Here is a 19,734-nt window from a genome sequence, read left to right as displayed (position 1 = left end):
GTTTTCGCTGAGTGATACCAGACTCTACGCTTACGCTTCGTTAACTCGTGTGTCGGCGTGAATGCTTCTCTTGGAACCTCGAACCCCACGACGACTGTGCGCGAGCTGCGATGGCGCGACGCTGATCGCGATAGAGGCGTTCAATCAGGGACTGCTGGGACACCCAGCCCACCACATGCAACGAATCATTGACGACGGGAATCCCCGGCAGACCTGATGTCTGCAGTACTTCGAGCACCTTCGACGGTAGTGCGGTGGGCGTGACGTGCACGTTGGGCAGTTTCAAAGAATCCAGCGACGAGGCCATATCTGTTTCGCTTTGGCGCGCCAGAGCAAGATCAATGGCGCTTGCTAGCCCAACGTAGGTTCCAGCATCGTCGACAACGGGAAGAGTCTGGGCACCAAGGACACGCATCTTCTTAATCGCCTGATCGAGCGTGGTCGAGGGTGCCAAAGTACCGGGAGCGTCCTCCATCCAGTGCGAAACCGGGTGAGCGCCGAGCAGTGTTGCATCCACAGGGTCATCCAGAACGTCGCCTCGACGACGAAGTTTTTCGGTGTAGATGGTGGCGCGTGTTAGGAACCTCGAGACGCCGGTGGCCAGAACGACGGCAAGCATCATCGGCATAATCAGCGAATACTGCCCCGTCATTTCGACGATGATCAAAACGGCGGTCATCGGAGCGCGTGCCGCTCCAGCGAATGCCGCGCCCATACCAATCACACCGAAGACGCCGGCGGGAGTGTCAGTAATGGGGGAAAGGATTTGCCCGAATGAGGCTCCGGCCATTGCGCCGATAAAAAGCGTCGGGGCAAAAACGCCACCGGATCCACCGATACCGATCGTGTAGGACGTGTACAGGGCGCGTCCCACCATCAAAATCAGCAGGAAGCCAATCGTGTATTTGCCTGCTAGAGCGTCTTCTTCGATCGGGTATCCCGAGCCGAACATCTGCGGGAAGGCCACAATACCCGCGCCCAAAAGGATGCCGAGAACAGCCGGACGTGACCATTCGGGAAGGCTCAGACGTTTCCAGAAAGCGTCGATCACATCTTCAAGCCAATAAAGGAGCTTCGAGAAACCTAGACCCGCAAGACCGGCGATCACACCGAGGAGAGCAACCCACCACATGTCTGTCAGATGCGAGAAGGAGAGATCATGACCAAGATTCACGATCGTTTCGTCACCCTGCAACGCGCGTGCAACAACGGATGCCATCACTGAAGAAATAACGACATATCCGAAGGTTTCGGCACTGAACTGCGTCAGAATCACTTCGAGAGCAAAGACTGCGCCAGCAAGCGGAGCATGGAAAGTTGCGGCGATGCCACCCGCTGCGCCACAGGACGCTAAAAGAACTACGCGTTGCGGAGGCAAACGAAGAGAGGACGCCAACGAGGAACCGAGCGACGCTCCGACCTGGACAATCGGACCTTCTCGTCCCGCTGAACCACCGGCGCCAATCGTCAAAGAAGAAGCAATCAGCTTCACCACTGCGACGCGCCCGGGAATCTTGCCTCCCTTGCGTCGAACGGCCAGCATCACTTCTGGAATACCGTGGCCCCGCGCACTGGGAGCGAACCGCTGAACCAGGGGCCCATAGATCAACGCTGAGACAACGGGAGCCAGAAGCAAGAACACCCAGGGGGACCAACCGAAGACTCCGTGGGGGTCGCCAGCATGCGTTGAGTAGTCACTGTAACCGGTGGTGACCCACGTCCACCCCTGAATCATCAGGTTAAAAAGAACCGCTGCACCACCGACGATAATGCCGACGAGCGCTGCTAATAGACCGACAAAAGAACGGTGCTGACCTGCTTTTTCACCCAGTTGTGCCAAGAAAGAAACAGAAGCCCGCATCAGAGGTTGGCGATATCGATGTCGGATTCAACGTCGACGTCCATGTCCCAGACACGCCCGTAGAACGCGAGCTCGGAGCTCCACGCATCACGAATCGTCTCTGCGCGACGGAAGCCGTGAGCTTCATTCGGGTAGATCTTCATCGCAACAGCGTTTCCGCGATCCTTCAGTGCATCAAACATGAGGCGTGCCTGTGACGGCGGAACCACCTTGTCATCTTCGCCCTGCAACAGCAGAAGAGGAGCGTTGATCTGGTGAATGTGAGTAATCGGCGAGCGCTTGGCCCACAGTTCGCTGTTCGGATCTTCAGTACCGATCAAGCGATCGTTGTAACGAGACTCGAACTTGTGGGTTTCTGCAGACAGAAGGCGCAGGTCAGCGATGCCATAGAGTGACGTTCCCGCGGTGAACACATCGGTGTTTGCCAGTGCGTTCAAGGTGGTGAAGCCACCGGCGGATCCGCCACGGATAGCAACGCGCTTCGGATCAACGAAACCTCGGTCAACCAGATAGCGCACGCCATCAACGCAGTCATTCACATCCATAACGCCCCAGTGACCGTTGAGACGCTCGCGGTATGCGCGACCGAATCCGGTTGAACCACGGTAGTTAACGTCGAGCACAGCGAAACCACGGCTGGTCCAGTACTGCAATGGAATCGACAAGCCGGGTCGGGTCGAAGAAGTCGGGCCACCGTGAACATTGACGATCAGCGGGGGAAGAGCATTCTTCGGGCCTGAAAAGTCAGGGTTCTTTGGTGCGTAGTAGAAGCCGTACGCGGTCTCGCCATCTAAGGTCGGCCAGGAGATAATCTGCCCTGAAGAAACCAGATCCGGGCTGATTTCAGCTTCGGATGACGGACGAATAATCGTCGTGGCGCCACCCTTGATCTGAATAATTGCCGGCGTGTGCGTGGGGGAGTCAGCAAGGAAGACTACGCGACCATCGTTGGATGCCACGTTACCGATCGGCCACCAGCCGGTTGCCCATTCTTCAGCCATTCCGTTGTCGATGCGCACGGTACCGATGTGCCACGTCAGGTCCTCAGCCCACGAGCAGATCAGCAGGTCGTTATCGTAGTTATCGTAGGAGTGCAGACCGAGCTGCCAGTGCGGGTGCGAGAACGCCCGAGTTCCCGGGTGCATGGCACGAGTGCGAAGGCGCGTTGTCCACGCGTCTGAGGGCTCGTCATCCTTCCACGTAAAGCCTTCCGTGCGGTACAGGTTGGCCCAACCGGTCGTGTCATCGACGTGGATGAGGTCACCGTCAAGAGTCCACCGAGGCTCGTAGACACACACGTCTTCCTTGTCGACGATCGTCTTCGAAACCTCAATACGACCTTCGAAATTGAGTGCGCCCACGTGCAGTGCGCTCTGTGTCCACGGCATATGCGGGTGGTTCCACGACAGCCATGCAAGCTTCGTGCCATCAGGAGAAACTGCAGGTGCAGCAACAAAGTCAGTGCCTTCAAAGATCGTGATGATCGCAGCGTCGTTGCGTGCAGCACTACCGTCGATCGGGATTGCGACCAGCGTGTTTGTCGGTTCGCCGTCGCCCGAGTGATCTTCCCTGACCGCATAGACGAGGCCGCGAACATCATCAATCTCGAAGTCGCCGTAGCGCGACTTCGACAGCGTGGTAAGCGGAGAAATCGTACGGTGCGGGTCGTTGGTGTCGAAACGGTAGACGCGGTTATCAAAGCCGTCGGAGAACACGATGAAACCATCGAGCACCGCGTAGGCACGACCACCGTATTCGTGAACGCGAGTGCGAATATCGGGAAGGCGAGCACCATCGATCAGGGGGAGGACCTCTGAAGTAACGCCAGCACCGGTACGACGCAACAGGGTACCTCGTCCGTTTTCTTTCGGATGTCCTTCAACCCAATAGGTAGCAGAACCGTCAACGCGAACCTGCGAGAGAGTGACTGACCGAGCAGTAAAAGAATCGCCGGAAATTGGGGATGTCCATTCACCGTAGGGGGCGACGGTAACGCTCATTGTTCCTCCTTGCACACAGGCATTTCGGTTGACTAAAGGAAGCATGTTAGCTCTATGTTAGCCCGCTCACGATGTGCTTTTCGAGGGCGAAGGTCGCTAGGAACATGTGTGGCAACTAGTATGAGGGCTATGAGTTCATCAGACGCGGATATGCCACTGCTCACCAGCATCCATTCCCCGTCGGATTTACGTACCCTTTCAGAGGCTCAACTTGTTCAGCTTTCCAAGGAAATTCGTAGCTTCCTGATCACCAACGTGTCGAAAACCGGTGGGCACCTGGGTCCCAATTTGGGCGTTGTTGAACTGACGATTGCCCTGCACCGAGTATTTCGTTCACCCAAAGACACGATTCTTTTTGACACCGGCCATCAGGCGTACGTCCACAAGCTTCTGACGGGTCGCCAGGACTTTTCCGGCCTGCGCCAAGAAGGTGGACTGTCTGGCTACCCCTCCCGCTCAGAATCAGATCACGACGTTATTGAGTCGTCGCACGCTTCAAGCTCACTGGCATGGGCCGATGGTATTTCCCGCGAGAAGAAACGCCGGGGCGACGCGTCATCAACGGTCGCCATCATCGGTGACGGTGCCCTGACCGGTGGTATGGCTTGGGAAGCGTTGAACACCATCGCCGAATCAACTGATCGTCGTGTTGTCGTAGTCGTCAACGACAATGGACGTTCCTACGCGCCAACAATCGGCGGTGTTGCCCATCATCTCGACGCGCTTCGCACCTCGGAAGGCTACGAACGTGCTCTTGCTTGGGGTAAGCGTCATCTGCTTGCTCTGGGGGATCCTGGTAAAGCGGCATACGACGCGCTACACGGTCTGAAGACCGGCATCAAAGACGTTATTGCTCCTCAGGCAATGTTCGAAGACCTGGGCTTTAAATACTTAGGTCCCGTCAACGGACACAATGAGACCGAGCTTGAAACCACACTACAGCGTGCGCGGACTTCGAAGTATCCAGTTCTTGTCCACGTCATCACCCAAAAGGGACGCGGTTATACTCCCGCCGAAGAAGACATCGCTGATCGCTTCCACGCCGTTGGACCGATTCACCCCGAAACGGGACTCCCCGTTGCTCCGGCACGTTTCGGCTGGACCAGCGTATTTGCCGACGAGATCGTCAAAATTGCGCGCGAAGACGACACTGTTGTCGGTGTCACCGCAGCGATGATGGCTCCCGTCGGTTTGAAACCATTCCACGAGGAATTCCCGGACCGCGTTGTCGATGTGGGTATTGCTGAACAGGAAGCGATTGCTAGCGCTGCTGGCATGGCCTATGCGGGCGCTCATCCGGTTGTTGCGCTGTACGCAACCTTCCTTAATCGTGCTTTTGACCAGCTGTTAATGGACGTGGCATTGCACAAGGCTGGCGTGACGGTTGTTCTTGACCGTGCAGGTATCACCGGCGCGGATGGCGCCTCACACAATGGTGTCTGGGATATCGCGATGTGCTCGATCATCCCCTCACTTGAGCTCGCTGCCCCGCGTGATGAGGCAACTCTTCGCGCCAGCTTGCGTCGCGCGGTGGGAGTGAAGGATCGGCCGACCGTTCTCCGCTACCGTAAGGGCTCTCTACCAGCGCCGATGAACGCAATTCGCTCAGTAAACGGTGTGGATGTTCTCTTTGAACCCGACACTGACGATGTTGATGTGCTCCTCGTAGTAGCGGGCGCTTTTGGTCCCGAGGGTCTTGAAACAGCACGCATTCTGACTGAACAGGGTAAGCGTGTTCGTGTTGTGGATCCTGTGTGGCTTCTACCGATCAACCCTGAACTTGCCAGTTTTGCCAAGCAGGCACAACGCGTGGTGACTCTGGAAGACGGCATCGTTGACGGCGGTTTTGGCTGGGGGGTGCGCGATCTTCTTGCCAACGAGTCCGTGGATGCTACCGTCATCACGCTGGGTGTTGCGAAGGTATTCCTGCGGCACGCCGAGCGCGAGTCCCTGCTGGAACGGTGCGGTTTGACGGCTCACCAGATTGCGGAACGTATTTCACGTACCCTCTAAAGAGAAGCTTGAATCCTCAAGAGTCACTCCAAGACATCCGCGATCGGGTCAAGACAAAGGTCCATCTGCCAATCCCTAGCGCCCTTGTCAAACATCCTCTGTTCAATCTCGTCGCCGCTGGGACGCTTCGGATCAAGAGGCGCCCACGCCAAGTAACGCTGAATACGAGGTTCAAGAATGACCTCGGGAGCAATACCGATTTCTTCAGAAAGCTCGGTCATTGCCCCGCGAACAGCCGCCAATCGCGCTGCAGCGTCAGGATCGATACGACCCCAGTTTCGCGCTTCGGGAACTGAACCTGGACGATGAGGAAGACGTAGCGGTGGCAATTCGTCCTCATTTGCCGTTTCGGCCAGTCGGATCGCGCGTAACCAACGGTCAGCGTATTGCCTGGCAACAGGGGAGCGGAACTCAGAAATCGACAGCAACATACGCTTATTCCGCGGAGGATTCAGCGCAGCCTGCACCAGAGCAGCATTGCGCACCAAACGACCGGGTGCCTTATCAAGTTCCTGAGCGATTTCTTCGCGCGCCTCCCACAAAGCCTTGAGGACTCCTAGGTTGCGCCGGCCTCGTATCTTTCCCGCGCCGGGCAGATTTCGCCAGCGGTCCCTCTTGGGCGCAGGCGGATCCAGGTGAGCCAGGTAGTCGCATTCTTCTTCCATCCACTCCCAGCGACCCGCGTCGTTCAGTTGGATGGACAAGCGACGGTAAAGTTCCGTCAACAATTCGACATCGAGGGCCGCGTAGCGAAGCCAGTCCTTCGATAGCGGACGAACCGACCAGTTAGATGCCTGGTGGTCTTTCACGAGGCTCAAACCGAGCACCTGCTCGCATACGGCAGCAAGACCGAACTTCTTTAACCCCAGAAGACGCGCGCCGACCTCAGTATCAAACAACGACGGGGGATTGAGTCCCACCTGTCGCAAATTCGGCAGATCCTGCAACGCATCGTGCAAAAGCCATACGTCGTTCACGCCCGCTTGAAGCGACGACAAGTCAGGCAATGCGGCTGTATCGATCAGGAAGGTACCAACGTCTTCGCGTCGAATCTGAACCAAGTAGGGGTCGTTGCCGTAACGGAAGCCTTGGGCGCGCTCAACATCCACAGCGATGGGAGTGAGTCCTTGCTCTAGGTTGCGCCTCGCTTGATCAAGCGCATCAGGTGTATCGATGACACTAGGTACGCCTTCGCGCGGGGTAACGATCAGCTCTGGAGAATCAGTATCGCCGTCAGGTAAACCGCCGGTGTGGTGAATGTGCACTCTTAGACTCCCTCAAGGAATCGCTGGGATGCCACACCACTGGTACGAAGCATCAGATCTGTCCAAGCTCGTAGGTGGGCTCCTAAGTCGGTAGTCGAAGGCGTCCACGAGGCTCGGATTTCGACGTTGAGAGTGGAGCCTCGCAATGAAAGACCGCCAAATGATTCTGAAAACTCTCGGGTGACTGTTCCCGTCAGGTCGTGATACGCTGCGCCTTCTTCAACCAGGCAATCATCTGTCCATGCCCAGAGAGCTTCGGTGAGCAACGGGTCATGCCCCATTTCAGGGTCAACTTGCGAACGCAACTGCGCAACCAGGCGGTATGTTCCATTCCAGCCGGCTTGCTCGTCGGGATCATGCAGGATGACAAAACGTCCCTGAGCAAGAGGTTCTCTGCCATCGTTGGCCAATGTTCGCATGACAAGAGCTGCGGTGAAAGGTGCCATGCGTGAAGGTGGGGGAACTTCTTCGAACTCGAGAAGAGGATTATCGATAGCGTGACGCAGAGTTGCCAACGATTCAGCGAACTCTTCCATGCCAGCGCGATTATCCACGCACTTAGGCTAAGTGAGTGAAAGCAACCCCTTTGCTGGGCACGCCGTCCACTGCGAAAATGACCCGCCACGATTCACGTCACACTGAGCAATGACGTTGTTTTTCTTCACGCATCGCATCCGATGGTAGTTTTGTCACTTATAGAGTAAAAACATGCACATTCGGAAAAGATACTGCCCACCTCTTCGCGGGGTGTATCGATGAGGAACTCGTTGCTGGTCCATCGTGCGTATCTAAGGAAGCCTGTACGCTCACCGAGGCTCTGAGTAATCTTTTCGCAAAATACTGCGGAAAACAGTGGCTGTGACGCGCGCAACGTTCGTTCGATTTCGCTTTTTGCGTGATTCCCTGTTAGTGTTTTCCCTGTTCGAAATGAACGCGTAAGTGTTCGAAGAGATACGCGGATGTGGCTCAGTTGGTAGAGCATCACCTTGCCAAGGTGAGGGTCGCGGGTTCGAGTCCCGTCATCCGCTCGGGCGATTGGCGCAGCGGGAGCGCGCTTCCCTGACACGGAAGAGGTCACTGGTTCGATCCCAGTATCGCCCACTCATTGTCTCTCAATACTTTTTGGGACACGACGGGTAAATCCCAGTTCCAGATCAGTTGGGACAAGTTCGCGGATGTGGCTCAGTTGGTAGAGCATCACCTTGCCAAGGTGAGGGTCGCGGGTTCGAGTCCCGTCATCCGCTCGTTGAGCCCCGGATTCAACCTTTCCGATGGGTCAAGCGTGGTGGGTTGGCCGAGAGGCGAGGCAGCGGCCTGCAAAGCCGTATACACGGGTTCGAATCCCGTACCCACCTCGGGCGATTGGCGCAGGGGTAGCGCGCTTCCTTCACACGGAAGAGGTCACTGGTTCGATCCCAGTATCGCCCACTCGATGATTTCGTCTTTCCTGCGGGAAAGACGTTTTTTTGTTACCTCGTGGCAGGTCACCCAGTAATGAGGGTTTCCCTTATATCCTTGAAAGAGCAAAACAGGTAGGCTGATCGGGCGCGCACAAAGGTGGTTTGAATTCATGGTCTCTTCTCGCTCACGAGTGATTCTTCCCGTGATCTTGGGTGGCGATTTTGGTGTTTACGGAATCGGTCGCTCTTTCAACGAGGCCTTTGGATGTCGATGCCTGTGCGTATCAAACGAGCCCACCGTGTCCATCACGGGCTCGAACTTCTTCGACGTTCATCACATCGAAGCAGACGCATCTGACGACGTTCTTCTTCACGAACTTTGTGCAATTGCCAAAGAAAACGCTGATAAAGCATTGATTCTGATGGCAAACCATGACCTGCATTCAACCTTCATTGCTCGCAACTACGACCAGCTCGGCGAATACTACGCGCTCCCGTTCCCATCCCTGGAAACGATTGAGCTTCTTACAGACAAAGTCGCTTTTGCGCAGGCATGTGAAGACGCTGGCATTGATGCGCCTCGAGGCATCGGCGTCGACATGTCTGACTATTCCGATCAGTGGGTTGCACCTTCGATTCCCTTCGACTTCCCGATTGTTGCCAAGGCTGCCAGAGCAGATGCCTACGATCGTCTGCACTTTGAAGGCAAACGCAAGATTTGGTTCCTCGAAGATGAGGTCGAATTGGCGCAGATGTGGAGAATGCTCGGAGAAGCCGGATTCCGCGATCTTTTTCTTGTCCAGGAACTGATCCCTGGCGACAACACCGCAATGCGTTCCATCACCGCATACGTCGATAGCCACGGCGAGGTGACGTTGATCGGCTCGGCGCGAGTGCTTCTTGAAGATCATGCACCGACCATGATCGGTAATCCGGTTGCCATGATCACCGAAGAATTCCCTGAACTGTGGCAACAAGCTGAACGCCTGCTGACACGTGCCGGATATCGCGGTTTTGCCAACTTTGACGTGAAGATCGATCCACGTGATAACCGCGCCGTATTCTTCGAAGTGAATCCTCGAATTGGACGCAACAATTGGTACATGACCGCAGGTGGAGCCAATCCGATGCTCGTCATGGTGGGCGATTTGATCGATGGGAAGCGCATGGAACACAAGCGCATTTCGCGTGAAATTCTCTATTCGATGGTTCCAGACCGACTGCTGTTGCGATACTTGCGAGATGAACCTTTGAAGAAGCGCGTGAAATCGTTGATCAAGAACCATCGTCGCTTTGATCCGCTGATCAATCCGCACGAGGACAATGTAAAGCGGAACATAATTGTTCGCTTGCAACGTTTGAACCACTTCCGAAAATTTGCTCGCTACTATCCTCGACCGACTGACCGCTCATTCTGAGCCCATGACTACTTGCTGGGTGAACAGAGACGAAAGGCTTTACATGACTTCCACGAGTCTGCGACCGATTAGCGCACGCGACATGCAACATGCTGTTTCCGGCGTGGGTGGACTTCCTATCGAACAGTCGCAGCAGTGGGAAGAGTTTTCAGCTGCACAAGGACATCCTCTCTGGGCAGGGGAGCTCGGTCGCCTTGCTTGGTATGAGAACGACAAATGCATCGCTGTCATCGCGCTGTTTGAATACAAGCTTCGCGCGTTGCGCTACTTGTGGGCAAAATCAGGTCCCGTCTGGATCCGCGAGGCCACTCCTGAACGCGAGGAATGCCTGCGCAAGGACCTACTGAAGTTTGTTCGCAGTCGCGATCGCGGAATTGTCTTCATCCGTCTGCATTCGTGGTTTGCCGCCAAGGATCTTGAAGAACCGTTGCAGATCGTGACATATGACCGCACCGTCATCATCGAAACCGGACGCGGGGATCGCGATGCAGTGCTCGAATCATTGACCAATGATGGCAGGCGCACGCTTCGTCGTTCAACGAAGAAAGCCGATGAGTTCGGCGTTCAGATCCACGAGGAAACCGAGGCCGCATCAGTTGATTTTTCACCGTACTACGAGGTCCTGAAGCAAACAGCGGAGCGTGATGGATTCCGTCCACACCCCATCGGCTATTACCAGTCTCTGTTGCGCACCCTAGGGTCACAGCACGCTCGCGTATTCACTGCTCGTACGCAGGACAACGAGATCCTCTGCTGGGATCTGGTGTTGCTGAACGGTAAGAATGCTCAAGCTGAGTACGGCGCTTCTTCGGATCGCGGTCGCCGCTTGGGAAGTCCTGCGTTCTTGGATGTTGAGGTTGCAATCCTCCTTGGTAGCGAAGGATTTAAAGGGTTCGATCTTCGAGGCATTCATTCTCCGCGTAATTCAACGCTGTTCCACGTTGGCCGCTACAAGCTTGCTTTCGCGACTTCATACACGGATGTTGCTGGCGCTTGGGATCTGCCTGTGTCGCGCCCGCAGTACATCACGGTGCGTTCGTTGCTGAATGTGAAACGAAAGTTGCGTCGAGTTTCCCGTTAGTCACCTCTTTCATCTCCGTCAGTTGTACACACGTGCGTCGAGATTTGTCCGTTGGTTGGTTCACTGAGGGGGTCGGGTGCGGTGATGAGGCGACTGGGCGAGTAGACTGTCAGCGGTATATTCATCGTTTGATCAAGGAGACATTCGTGTCCAGCATCGACCTCGTCATCGACCAAGAGAAGCAGACCGTGGAAAGTGGAACCACGGGTACTACTTGGTATGAGCAGCGTCGTGAGGTCGTTGCCCTCATGATTGACGGCACTCCTCGCGACCTGTTCACTGAATTTAAAGAGGGAATGACGGTCGAGGCAATCACTATTGATTCGCCCGCTGGCTTGGACATTCTTCGCCACAGCGCCACTCACGTGCTGGCTCAGGCAGTTCAGGACACCTTCCCGGATGTCAACCTTGGTATTGGCCCGTTCATTACCGATGGCTTCTATTACGACTTCGGCAATATCGATTCGGTGACCCCCGAACTGATGCGTGAACTCGAAAAGAAGATGAAGCGCATCGTGAAGGAAGGCCAGTCGTTCGTCCGTCGCGTCATTTCTGAGGACGAGGCGCGTGTTGAGCTCGCAGACCAGCCGTACAAGCTGGAACTTGTCACCACGAAGGGCTCGGGTGCAGAAGGTGCTTCAGTTGAGGTCGGTGGCCACGAGCTCACCATGTACGACAACGTTCGCAGAGACGGCACCGTTGCATGGAAAGACCTCTGTCGCGGACCACACCTGCCGAACACCCGCCTGATCGGCAACGGCTTTGCGCTCACCAAGGCATCAGCCGCCTATTGGAAGGGCGACCAGTCCGGAGATCACCTGCAGCGTATCTACGGCACTGCGTGGGCCTCGAAGGACGATCTCGTCGCCTACCAGGAGCGTATCAAGGAAGCCGAACGCCGCGATCACCGTCGCCTGGGCGCAGAACTTGATCTGTTCTCCTTCCCGGAGGAAATTGGCCCCGGCCTTGTCGTCTTCCACCCCAAGGGGGGCATCCTGCGTCACGAGATTGAGAAGTATGTGATCGAACGCCACGAGCAGTTTGGCTTCGATTTCGTTCACACCCCCGAGATCTCTAAGGGCGGCCTGTTCCACACTTCCGGCCACCTGCCGTACTACGCGGACACGATGTTCCCACCCATGCAGGTTGACGAGGAACGCGACGAAGAAGGCAACATCACGAAGGCTGGCCAGGAGTACTACCTCAAGGCCATGAACTGCCCGATGCACAACCTGATCTTCCGCTCACGCGGTCGTTCCTACCGTGAACTTCCCGCACGATTCTTCGAGATGGGCCACGATTACCGCTACGAGAAGAGCGGTGTTGTCCACGGCCTGACCCGTATGCGTGGCTTCACTCAGGATGACTCGCACACGTACTGCACGCCCGAGCAGGCAGGCGAAGAAATTCGCTCGCAGATCAATTTCTTCCTGTCCATCTTGGAAGCATTTGGACTGAATGACTTCTATCTTGAACTGTCGACGCGCGACGAAGACGGCAAGAAGAAGGACAAGTTCATCGGTTCCGATGAAGACTGGGCGAACGCCACGAAGGCTCTTGAAGACGCCTGCTCGGCAACCGGTCTGCAACTGGTTCCAGATCCGGGTGGCGCAGCATTCTACGGTCCGAAGGTTTCCGTGCAGGTCAAGGATGCTATCGGCCGTACGTGGCAGATGTCGACCATTCAGTACGACTTCAACCAGCCCGAGCGTTTCGACCTCGAATACACGGCTGCTGATGGCTCACGCCAGCGCCCGGTCATGATTCACTCGGCGAAGCTTGGCTCCGTCGAACGCTTCATCGGTGTTCTGACCGAGCACTACGCGGGTGCATTCCCAGCATGGCTTGCTCCAGTCCAGGTGAAGATTATCCCGGTTGCCGAGGCGTTTGCTGACTATGTCGACCAGGTCGCCGCCAAGCTCAAGGCCGAAGGCATCCGCGTAGAGGTTGACCACTCCGACGATCGTTTCGGTAAGAAGATCCGAAACGCATCGAAGGAAAAGGTTCCCTTCACCCTGATTGCTGGTGGCGAAGATGTTGAAGCCGGTGCGGTGTCCTTCCGTTTCCGTGACGGCTCGCAGGACAACGGCGTGGCCATCGACGATGCTGTTGCCCGCATCGTGAACCATGTCCGTAGGCGCAACAACTCGGACCTTTTTGTCGAGCAGGACTGAACACCATGAGTGACGTTGAGCCACTGGTTGAAGATTCCCGTGAAATAGCGGGCGCTCCGGATGCCTTCAAACGTTTTTGGACGCCGTACCGCATGGCGTATATCAATGGCGAAGGCAAACCATCAGACTCAACGGATCACACCTGCCCGTTCTGCGCAGCTCCATCGAAGAGCGATGAGGACGCCTTGATCGTCTATCGCGGTCGCCGTGCGTTCGTGCTGATGAACCTGTTCCCTTACAATTCTGGGCACCTTCTGGTCTGTCCGTACCGTCACGTCGCTGACTACACGGATTTAACCGATGAAGAGCGCATTGAAGTGGGGGAGCTGACGGCTACCTCTATGCGAGTTCTTCGCGCTACTAGTGGGCCGCAGGGCTTTAACCTGGGGATGAATCAGGGTGATGTCGCCGGAGCGGGAATTGCTGCTCACCTGCATCAACACATCGTTCCGCGCTGGCTTGGGGATGCTAACTTCCTGCCGATTATTGCTCAGACGAAAGCTGTTCCCCAGCTTTTATCAGATGCGCGCCACATGCTCGCTGACGCCTGGCCGAAGGAATCCTGATGCTTGGAAATCACGGTCGTTCAATGACGAAGACGATCTTTACACCGCTTGCACGCCTCCTCGCCAAACTTGGGGTCAGTGCGAATGCGGTGACGATCATCGGAACAATTGCCAGCGTTGGTGTCGCGTGCGCGACTATTCCATTCGGCTACGTCTGGCAAGGCGGCATTGCGCTGGGCCTCGTTCTTTTCGCAGACTCAGTTGACGGCACACTGGCACGTATGACGACAGGTGGGTCGCGCTTCGGCGCCTTCCTTGACTCAACGCTGGACCGTATTTCCGACGGCGCAGTATTCGCATCAGTGTGCGCGTGGTTGATCTTCGGATGGGAGCCTTCAACCGCACGCACGGTTGGACTGGTTGGAGGACTCATCGCCATCGTCGGTACCGGAGCCGTTCCCTACGCTCGAGCACGCGCCGAATCCATCGGAGTTCTGGCCAAAGTTGGTATCGCGGAACGAACCGATCGGTTGATCGTTGTCCTCGTCGGGGCGGCTTTGACCGACTGGGGATGTGGACAGTGGTGGGCCGTCGCAGGCCTCATCTGGGTCGCCTTCGCCTCTCTATTCACCGTCGGCCAGCGAATCGCATTTACTGCCGGTGCACTGAAGAAGATCGACGGCCATATCTGAGAAGCCCCGCGTCTACGTAGGCAATTAACGGAGAATCAGTGACATACGAAAGTGCATCATCCGGTCCTGGAGAACAGTTCCGACTTTCGCGTATTCGCCCCGACGTGCCCAGAGCAAACATGGTTTCTCCGACGACGCATTATTCAGCGCCAATGTGGGATGTGCCCCAGCCTCAACATTTTCGCCTTCCGCGCTTCGAAACGTCAATCATTACTGTCTCAGCGATCTGTATCGCGCTGAGCATTTACGGATACATTTCGCTGAGCGACGTATCAACCACCGCCTACTTAGCATTCCTTGCATCCTTCCCTCTGATCGTTGTTCTGGGGTTCTTCATTCACTTGGATCGTCATGAGCCAGAACCCTTGTGGACAAAAATCGTTGCTTTCGTCTGGGGTGCGGGCGTCGCCATTGTTGGGGCATCCATGCTGAACTCTGCACTGCTCCTCAACGCCACGCTGGTACTTGGCGACGAAATGGAAGCAATGCGGTGGACAGCCGTATATGTTGCCCCTCCGGTCGAAGAAACACTCAAAGCACTCGGTGTTCTGTTCATCATCCTCGCCCGTAGAAGCACCATTCACTCCCTGATTGACGGTATTGTCTATGCCGGCTTTTCCGGCGCAGGCTTCGCTTTTATCGAGAACATTCAATACTTCCTGCAGGCAAGCCAAGAAGGATCAGCGGCCCTGACCGTCACTGTCATCCTTCGTGGGGTTTTCAGCCCATTCCTGCACCCGATGGCCACATCATTCACCGGCCTTGCTCTCGCTTTTGCGCTGATTCGCCTACGCTCCTGGCTACCCCGTACCATCGTCAGCCTTCTGGGATTAAGCATCGCAATGTACGTTCACGGATTGTGGAATTATGCGGGAACCTCAGAAGCTACCAGTTTTATTACCAACTATCTCTTTGTCGAGATTCCACTGTTCGTCGGCTGGATGATTGTGCTGACCTGGATTTCACGACGCGAATTGAAGACCGTTCGTGAAGGGCTCATTCCCTACGTCCAAGCCGGATGGGTCCTTCCCGCCGAGGTGGTCATGGTCAGTGAGAAAGCCGGTCGCAGAACTGCGATGAACTGGGTGAAGCCTGCGGGCAAGGACGCGCAAAAAGCAATGAGACGATTCCTTTCTCATCTTGCCGCCCTGGGGCTTGATCAAAAGCTCCAAGAACGTTTGGGTGCGGATGATTCTCGCATCGAACTCGACCGACAGTTGGTTGCTCAGGTCAGTCAAGATCGTCAGTTCTTCCTCAATGCGATGACACAGACGACATTGAATAACGCGAGGTAATCCATGTCTGGTCTTGATGAAAACGAATGGCCGGTGGATGCAGACGGCTACCCGCACCGACAAGCGGCTCGCGTGATCCTTTTTGATGAGAATGGCAGATTGCTCCTTGCCAAAGGACACGATCGTGATCAGCCGGAACGCCAGTGGTGGTTCACCATCGGTGGCGGAATCATGGAGGGGGAGAATCCCGCAGAAGCAGCCTGTCGAGAGCTCTTTGAAGAAACGGGGATTGTCTTAGAACCCGATGCTCTTGTTGGCCCCGTGATCTATCGTGAAGCAACCTTCGACTTTTTATCCATTACCGCCAAACAGGACGAGTGGTTCTTCATCGCTCACACTCAACGTGTCACGCTGAACAATGATGGGTGGACCGACCTAGAACGCGACGTGATCGACGAACAGCGCTGGTGGGATCTCGATGAGCTTGCTCAACGGGCGCTAAACGGCGAGGTCTACCCCCTCAACCTTGCGAATCTTGCCCAATCATGGGTGAACGGTTGGGACGGTCAGCTTCACCGTATTCGTGAATCAAGCGCCTGCCAAGGAAGCGCTGAAGAGTGAACGTATCGGATCGGATGACCATTTCCGATCCGATACGCCTTTAATCAAAAAGCTCCGACAATTGAGAATTTGTTGGTACTCAGTGTGCGCCTAGGTGCGAGGAACCCCAGATAGTCCCAATGGCTCAATCAAGAGATCCAGTTGTGCAACGTTCAGCGAATACTTCACTTGCTCACGAACTGTGGGCTTCGCGCAGAAAGCAATTCCCAAGCCTGCCCGTTGGAGCATTGGAATATCGTTTGCTCCATCTCCGATGGCGGCTGTCTGGTTAACATCCAGTCCGTGCAATAGACGCCACCCTTCCAACGCCTGCACCTTGGCGTCCGCGGTCACGATTGCCCCCAGGACCTTACCCGTCAAGAAGCCGTTGGTGACCTCAAGTCGGTTAGCCAAGTAATGATCGATGTTCAGCTGGTGACAAAGAGGAGCAACAACTTCCTCGAAGCCACCTGAGACCACACCGAAAAAACCACCGTGGGCATGAACCGCATCAATCAGATCGCACACACCGGGGGTGGGAGTGATCGAATGAAGAACCTCATCGAACACCGTAGCGGGAACGCCCGCCAAGGTGGAGACACGGAGGCGCAAAGATTCGGCGAAGTCTATCTCGCCGTTCATTGCCCGCGCGGTGATGTCAGCAACCTGCCCGCGCGTCCCAGCGAAATGCGCCAACTCTTCGATGACTTCTTGGGCGATCAAAGTCGAATCAACATCAGTGACGATCAGGCGAGGCGGGGGTGAAAATGCGTCTCTCCCGAACGCCGAAGCATCCGGGAGAGAACGGGGCGTATTACTCAACGGGTAACAACCGTTCCTTTGGGGACAACGGTGATACCGGAATCCGTAACGGTGAAGCCACGTTCCCGGTCGCGCGTGAGGTCAAGACCAATGACAGCGCCTTCTTCAAGAACAACGTTCTTGTCGAGGATTGCCTTGGATACCACTGCGTGGCGACCAATACGGCACCCATCCATGACAACCGAGTCAGTGACTTGAGCCCAGGAGTGTATGTAGCAACCGGGGGAGATAACCGAGTGGTAGACCTCGCCACCGGAAATGATGACCCCGGGGGAGACGAAGGAATCAACAGCGTGACCCATTCGCGAGTGCTCTTCACCGTACACGAACTTAGCCGGTGGCAAGGAACCGTCGATCATCGTCATCGTCGGCCACTTGCGGTTGTACAGGTTGAACACGGGGTGGACTGAAATCAGGTCCATGTTGGCATCGTAGTAGGCATCGAGGGTACCAACGTCGCGCCAGTAGTTACGGTCGCGGTCGGTCGAACCCGGGACGTCGTTGTCTTGGAAGTCGTATACACCGCACTCGCCACGCTCGACGAACCACGGGATGATGTTGCCACCCATATCGTGCTTGGACTCGGGGTTGTGTGCGTCCTCGCGGAGAGCCTTGATCAGGTCCTTCGTGGTGAACACGTAGTTGCCCATGGAAGCGAGCACCTTGGTGGGATCGTCGGCAAGGCCGGCAGCGTTCTTCGGCTTTTCGAGGAACTGGTTGATCTTGCCGTCTGCCGAGTCGATCACGCCGAGAGCGGAAGCAAGTTCGATCGGCTGACGGATGCCTGCGACCGTGGCCGGGAGTCCAGAATCGATGTGGTGCTGCACCATCTGAGAGAAGTCCATACGGTAGATGTTGTCGGCACCAATGATGACGATGTAGTCGGGTTGCTCATCATCGACGATGTTCAGGGACTGGTAGATAGCGTCAGCGCTACCCAAGTACCAGTGAGGCCCGCGACGCTGCTGAGCCGGAACAGGGGCGATGAAGTTACCGAGAAGGGGAGATGTGTACCAGGTCTTGGTGACGTGGCGGTCAAGCGAGTGGGACTTGTACTGGGTCAACACGATGATCTTCAGATAACCGGAGTTCACGATGTTGGACAGAGCAAAGTCGATCAAACGATAGTGTCCGCCGAAGGGAACAGCGGGCTTAGCGCGGTCGTCGGTCAGCGGCATCAGTCGCTTCCCCTCACCACCTGCAAGAACAATTGCGAGAACATGATTTTTGGCCATGGGCTAAGCCTATGAGAGTCAGTGTGATCCTGCACGCATATTCCACTGTGTGGCGCCCATCACATATGGTCATTGAATGCGCAACTGTGTGCACGCATGCGGGGATTCGTCGGTGAGTGCTCTGTGCCCGCGATAGGCTAGCTCAAGAAGTTTGTGCCTTCCCTGAAAGGACCATCATGCGCGTTGACCTGCTGACCCGCGAGTATCCGCCCTTTGTTTATGGAGGTGCAGGTGTTCACGTTACTGAACTTGCTAAAGTTCTGCGTCCCCGCCTCGACGAGGTTCGAGTTCACGCGTTTGACGGGCCTCGTGAACCCGGAACCGAAGGAGCCGAAACTGGAGTCGTCGGCCACGCTGACCTAGTGGAACTGGCAGGAGCGAACGCGGCACTGAAGACACTCGGGGTAGATCTTTCCATCGCGGCCCAGACCGAAGGCGCAGACTTGGTTCACTCGCACACCTGGTACGCAAACTTTGCCGGCCATCTTTCGGCTCTGCTTCACGACATTCCGCACGTCATTTCAGCACACTCTCTGGAGCCCTTGCGCCCCTGGAAAGCCGAGCAGCTGGGTGGTGGCTACCGCATTTCTTCCTACATCGAGAAGACGTCGTACGAGGCCGCGGCCGGCATTGTTGCAGTTTCGAACGGTATGAAGGCCGACATTGTGCGCTCCTACCCGAACGTTGACGACGCGAAGGTTCACGTCATTCACAACGGCATTGATCTGGCGAAGTGGCGTGCTCCGTCTACCGACGCTGAACGCGAGAACCAAGAACGCGTTCTGAAGACGTATTCGATTGATCCGACCAAGCGAACCGTTGTGTTCGTTGGACGCATTACGCGTCAAAAGGGTCTGCCCCATTTCCTGCGCGCAGCGAACCTGCTTCCCGATGACGTTCAGATTGTTTTGTGTGCGGGTGCTCCCGATACTCCGCAGATTGCAGCCGAAGTCGACGCGCTTGTGAAGGACCTGCAGGCGAAGCGTCAGGGCGTCATCCTCATCTCTGAGATGCTCCCGCAGCCCGACATTGCAGCAATTCTGGATGCGTCGACCGTGTTCATCACCCCGTCGGTCTACGAGCCACTCGGTATCGTGAACCTCGAAGCGATGGCGCTGGGCCTGCCCGTTGTTGGTACGGCAACTGGCGGTATTCCCGATGTCATCGTCGACGGCGAGACCGGCTATCTGGTTCCGATCGAACAAATGAATGACGGCACCGGCACTCCTCTGAAGCCCGATACCTTCGTTCATGATATGGCCGAGCGCCTGATCGCAGTCCTCGATAACCCTCAGGGCGCCAAGACGATGGGAGTGGCAGGCCTGACGCGTGCTCGCGACCACTTCTCTTGGGATGCCATCGGCCAGAAGACCGCGGATCTGTATCGCACACTGGTGTGAGTCAGCCGATCATATTTCGGTGACAAAGGTAG

General features: G+C 56.1%; 15 protein-coding genes and 5 tRNA genes. 14 read left to right on the top strand and 6 right to left on the bottom strand.

Annotated elements, in window-relative coordinates; translation table 11 throughout:
* Positions 1-40: 40 nt before the first annotated feature.
* Positions 41-1,861: a chloride channel protein gene (locus G5S47_RS04330; protein ID WP_219585161.1), complete on the bottom strand. Its 1,821-nt coding sequence runs from the start codon at positions 1,859-1,861 to the stop codon at positions 41-43.
* Positions 1,861-3,861: an alpha/beta hydrolase family protein gene (locus tag G5S47_RS04325; protein ID WP_219585160.1), complete on the bottom strand. Its 2,001-nt coding sequence runs from the start codon at positions 3,859-3,861 to the stop codon at positions 1,861-1,863. The genes G5S47_RS04330 and G5S47_RS04325 overlap by 1 nt, the downstream gene beginning before the upstream one ends.
* Positions 3,862-3,990: 129 nt before the next feature.
* Between G5S47_RS04325 and dxs the strand changes: the two genes are divergently transcribed.
* A complete protein-coding gene (gene dxs, locus G5S47_RS04320) occupies positions 3,991-5,874 on the top strand; it encodes a 1-deoxy-D-xylulose-5-phosphate synthase (RefSeq protein ID WP_219585159.1) in 1,884 nt (627 codons plus the stop codon).
* A 23-nt stretch (positions 5,875-5,897) separates the two neighbouring features.
* On the opposite strand, the gene G5S47_RS04315 is transcribed toward dxs, so the two are convergent.
* Complete coding sequence (locus tag G5S47_RS04315) at positions 5,898-7,139, bottom strand: HRDC domain-containing protein (RefSeq protein WP_219585158.1); 1,242 nt, start codon at positions 7,137-7,139, stop codon at positions 5,898-5,900.
* 2 nt (positions 7,140-7,141) lie between these two features.
* Complete coding sequence (locus G5S47_RS04310) at positions 7,142-7,675, bottom strand: DUF3000 domain-containing protein (RefSeq protein ID WP_219585867.1); 534 nt, start codon at positions 7,673-7,675, stop codon at positions 7,142-7,144.
* Positions 7,676-8,094: 419 nt separating this feature from the next.
* On the opposite strand from G5S47_RS04310, the gene G5S47_RS04305 reads away from it, so the two are divergent.
* The 12 genes from G5S47_RS04305 (at position 8,095) to G5S47_RS04250 (ending at position 16,266) form a co-directional block, all read left to right on the top strand.
* A tRNA-Gly gene (locus G5S47_RS04305) sits at positions 8,095-8,167 on the top strand.
* 1 nt (position 8,168) lies between these two features.
* A tRNA-Val gene (locus G5S47_RS04300) sits at positions 8,169-8,240 on the top strand.
* Between the two features lie 70 nt (positions 8,241-8,310).
* A tRNA-Gly gene (locus tag G5S47_RS04295) sits at positions 8,311-8,383 on the top strand.
* 40 nt (positions 8,384-8,423) lie between these two features.
* A tRNA-Cys gene (locus G5S47_RS04290) sits at positions 8,424-8,494 on the top strand.
* A 1-nt stretch (position 8,495) separates the two neighbouring features.
* Positions 8,496-8,567: transfer RNA gene (locus G5S47_RS04285), tRNA-Val, on the top strand.
* 142 nt (positions 8,568-8,709) lie between these two features.
* Positions 8,710-9,957 carry a carboxylate--amine ligase gene (locus G5S47_RS04280; protein ID WP_179369683.1) on the top strand — a complete coding sequence of 416 codons (1,248 nt, stop codon included), beginning with the start codon at positions 8,710-8,712 and terminating at the stop codon, positions 9,955-9,957.
* A 43-nt stretch (positions 9,958-10,000) separates the two neighbouring features.
* On the top strand, positions 10,001-11,038 hold the full coding sequence (locus G5S47_RS04275) for a lipid II:glycine glycyltransferase FemX (protein ID WP_219585157.1): 1,038 nt from the start codon (positions 10,001-10,003) through the stop codon (positions 11,036-11,038).
* A gap of 146 nt (positions 11,039-11,184) precedes the next feature.
* Positions 11,185-13,212, top strand: a complete 2,028-nt coding sequence (gene thrS / locus G5S47_RS04270) for a threonine--tRNA ligase (RefSeq protein WP_006681126.1) — start codon at positions 11,185-11,187, stop codon at positions 13,210-13,212.
* Positions 13,213-13,217: 5 nt separating this feature from the next.
* Positions 13,218-13,778 carry an HIT family protein gene (locus G5S47_RS04265; RefSeq protein WP_006681125.1) on the top strand — a complete coding sequence of 187 codons (561 nt, stop codon included), beginning with the start codon at positions 13,218-13,220 and terminating at the stop codon, positions 13,776-13,778.
* Positions 13,778-14,410, top strand: coding sequence for a phosphatidylinositol phosphate synthase (gene pgsA, locus G5S47_RS04260; RefSeq protein ID WP_006681124.1), 633 nt, complete (start codon positions 13,778-13,780; stop codon positions 14,408-14,410). The genes G5S47_RS04265 and pgsA overlap by 1 nt, the downstream gene beginning before the upstream one ends.
* Positions 14,411-14,448: 38 nt before the next feature.
* The gene (locus tag G5S47_RS04255; protein ID WP_219585156.1) at positions 14,449-15,705 is read left to right on the top strand and encodes a PrsW family intramembrane metalloprotease; all 1,257 of its coding nucleotides are present in this window, start codon (positions 14,449-14,451) and stop codon (positions 15,703-15,705) included.
* Between the two features lie 3 nt (positions 15,706-15,708).
* Complete coding sequence (locus G5S47_RS04250; protein ID WP_006681122.1) at positions 15,709-16,266, top strand: NUDIX hydrolase; 558 nt, start codon at positions 15,709-15,711, stop codon at positions 16,264-16,266.
* Between the two features lie 90 nt (positions 16,267-16,356).
* Here the strand turns inward: G5S47_RS04250 and serB are convergent, their stop codons facing one another.
* Together serB and glgC are read right to left on the bottom strand one after the other, a co-directional pair.
* Entirely contained in the window at positions 16,357-17,067 is a 711-nt protein-coding gene (gene serB / locus G5S47_RS04245; RefSeq protein ID WP_257878403.1) for a phosphoserine phosphatase SerB, read from the bottom strand.
* Entirely contained in the window at positions 17,064-18,302 is a 1,239-nt protein-coding gene (glgC, locus tag G5S47_RS04240; RefSeq protein WP_006681120.1) for a glucose-1-phosphate adenylyltransferase, read from the bottom strand. Before glgC ends, serB begins: the two co-directional genes overlap by 4 nt.
* Positions 18,303-18,478: 176 nt before the next feature.
* Between glgC and glgA the strand changes: the two genes are divergently transcribed.
* Positions 18,479-19,702, top strand: coding sequence for a glycogen synthase (gene glgA, locus G5S47_RS04235; protein WP_006681119.1), 1,224 nt, complete (start codon positions 18,479-18,481; stop codon positions 19,700-19,702).
* The last annotated feature ends 32 nt before the right edge of the window (positions 19,703-19,734 follow it).

Source organism: Schaalia turicensis (assembly GCF_019380255.1).
GTDB classification, from domain to species: Bacteria; Actinomycetota; Actinomycetes; order Actinomycetales; family Actinomycetaceae; genus Pauljensenia; species Pauljensenia turicensis_A.
Note: the sequence above shows the minus strand (reverse complement) of the source record. Positions and strands in the feature narration are given on the sequence as shown.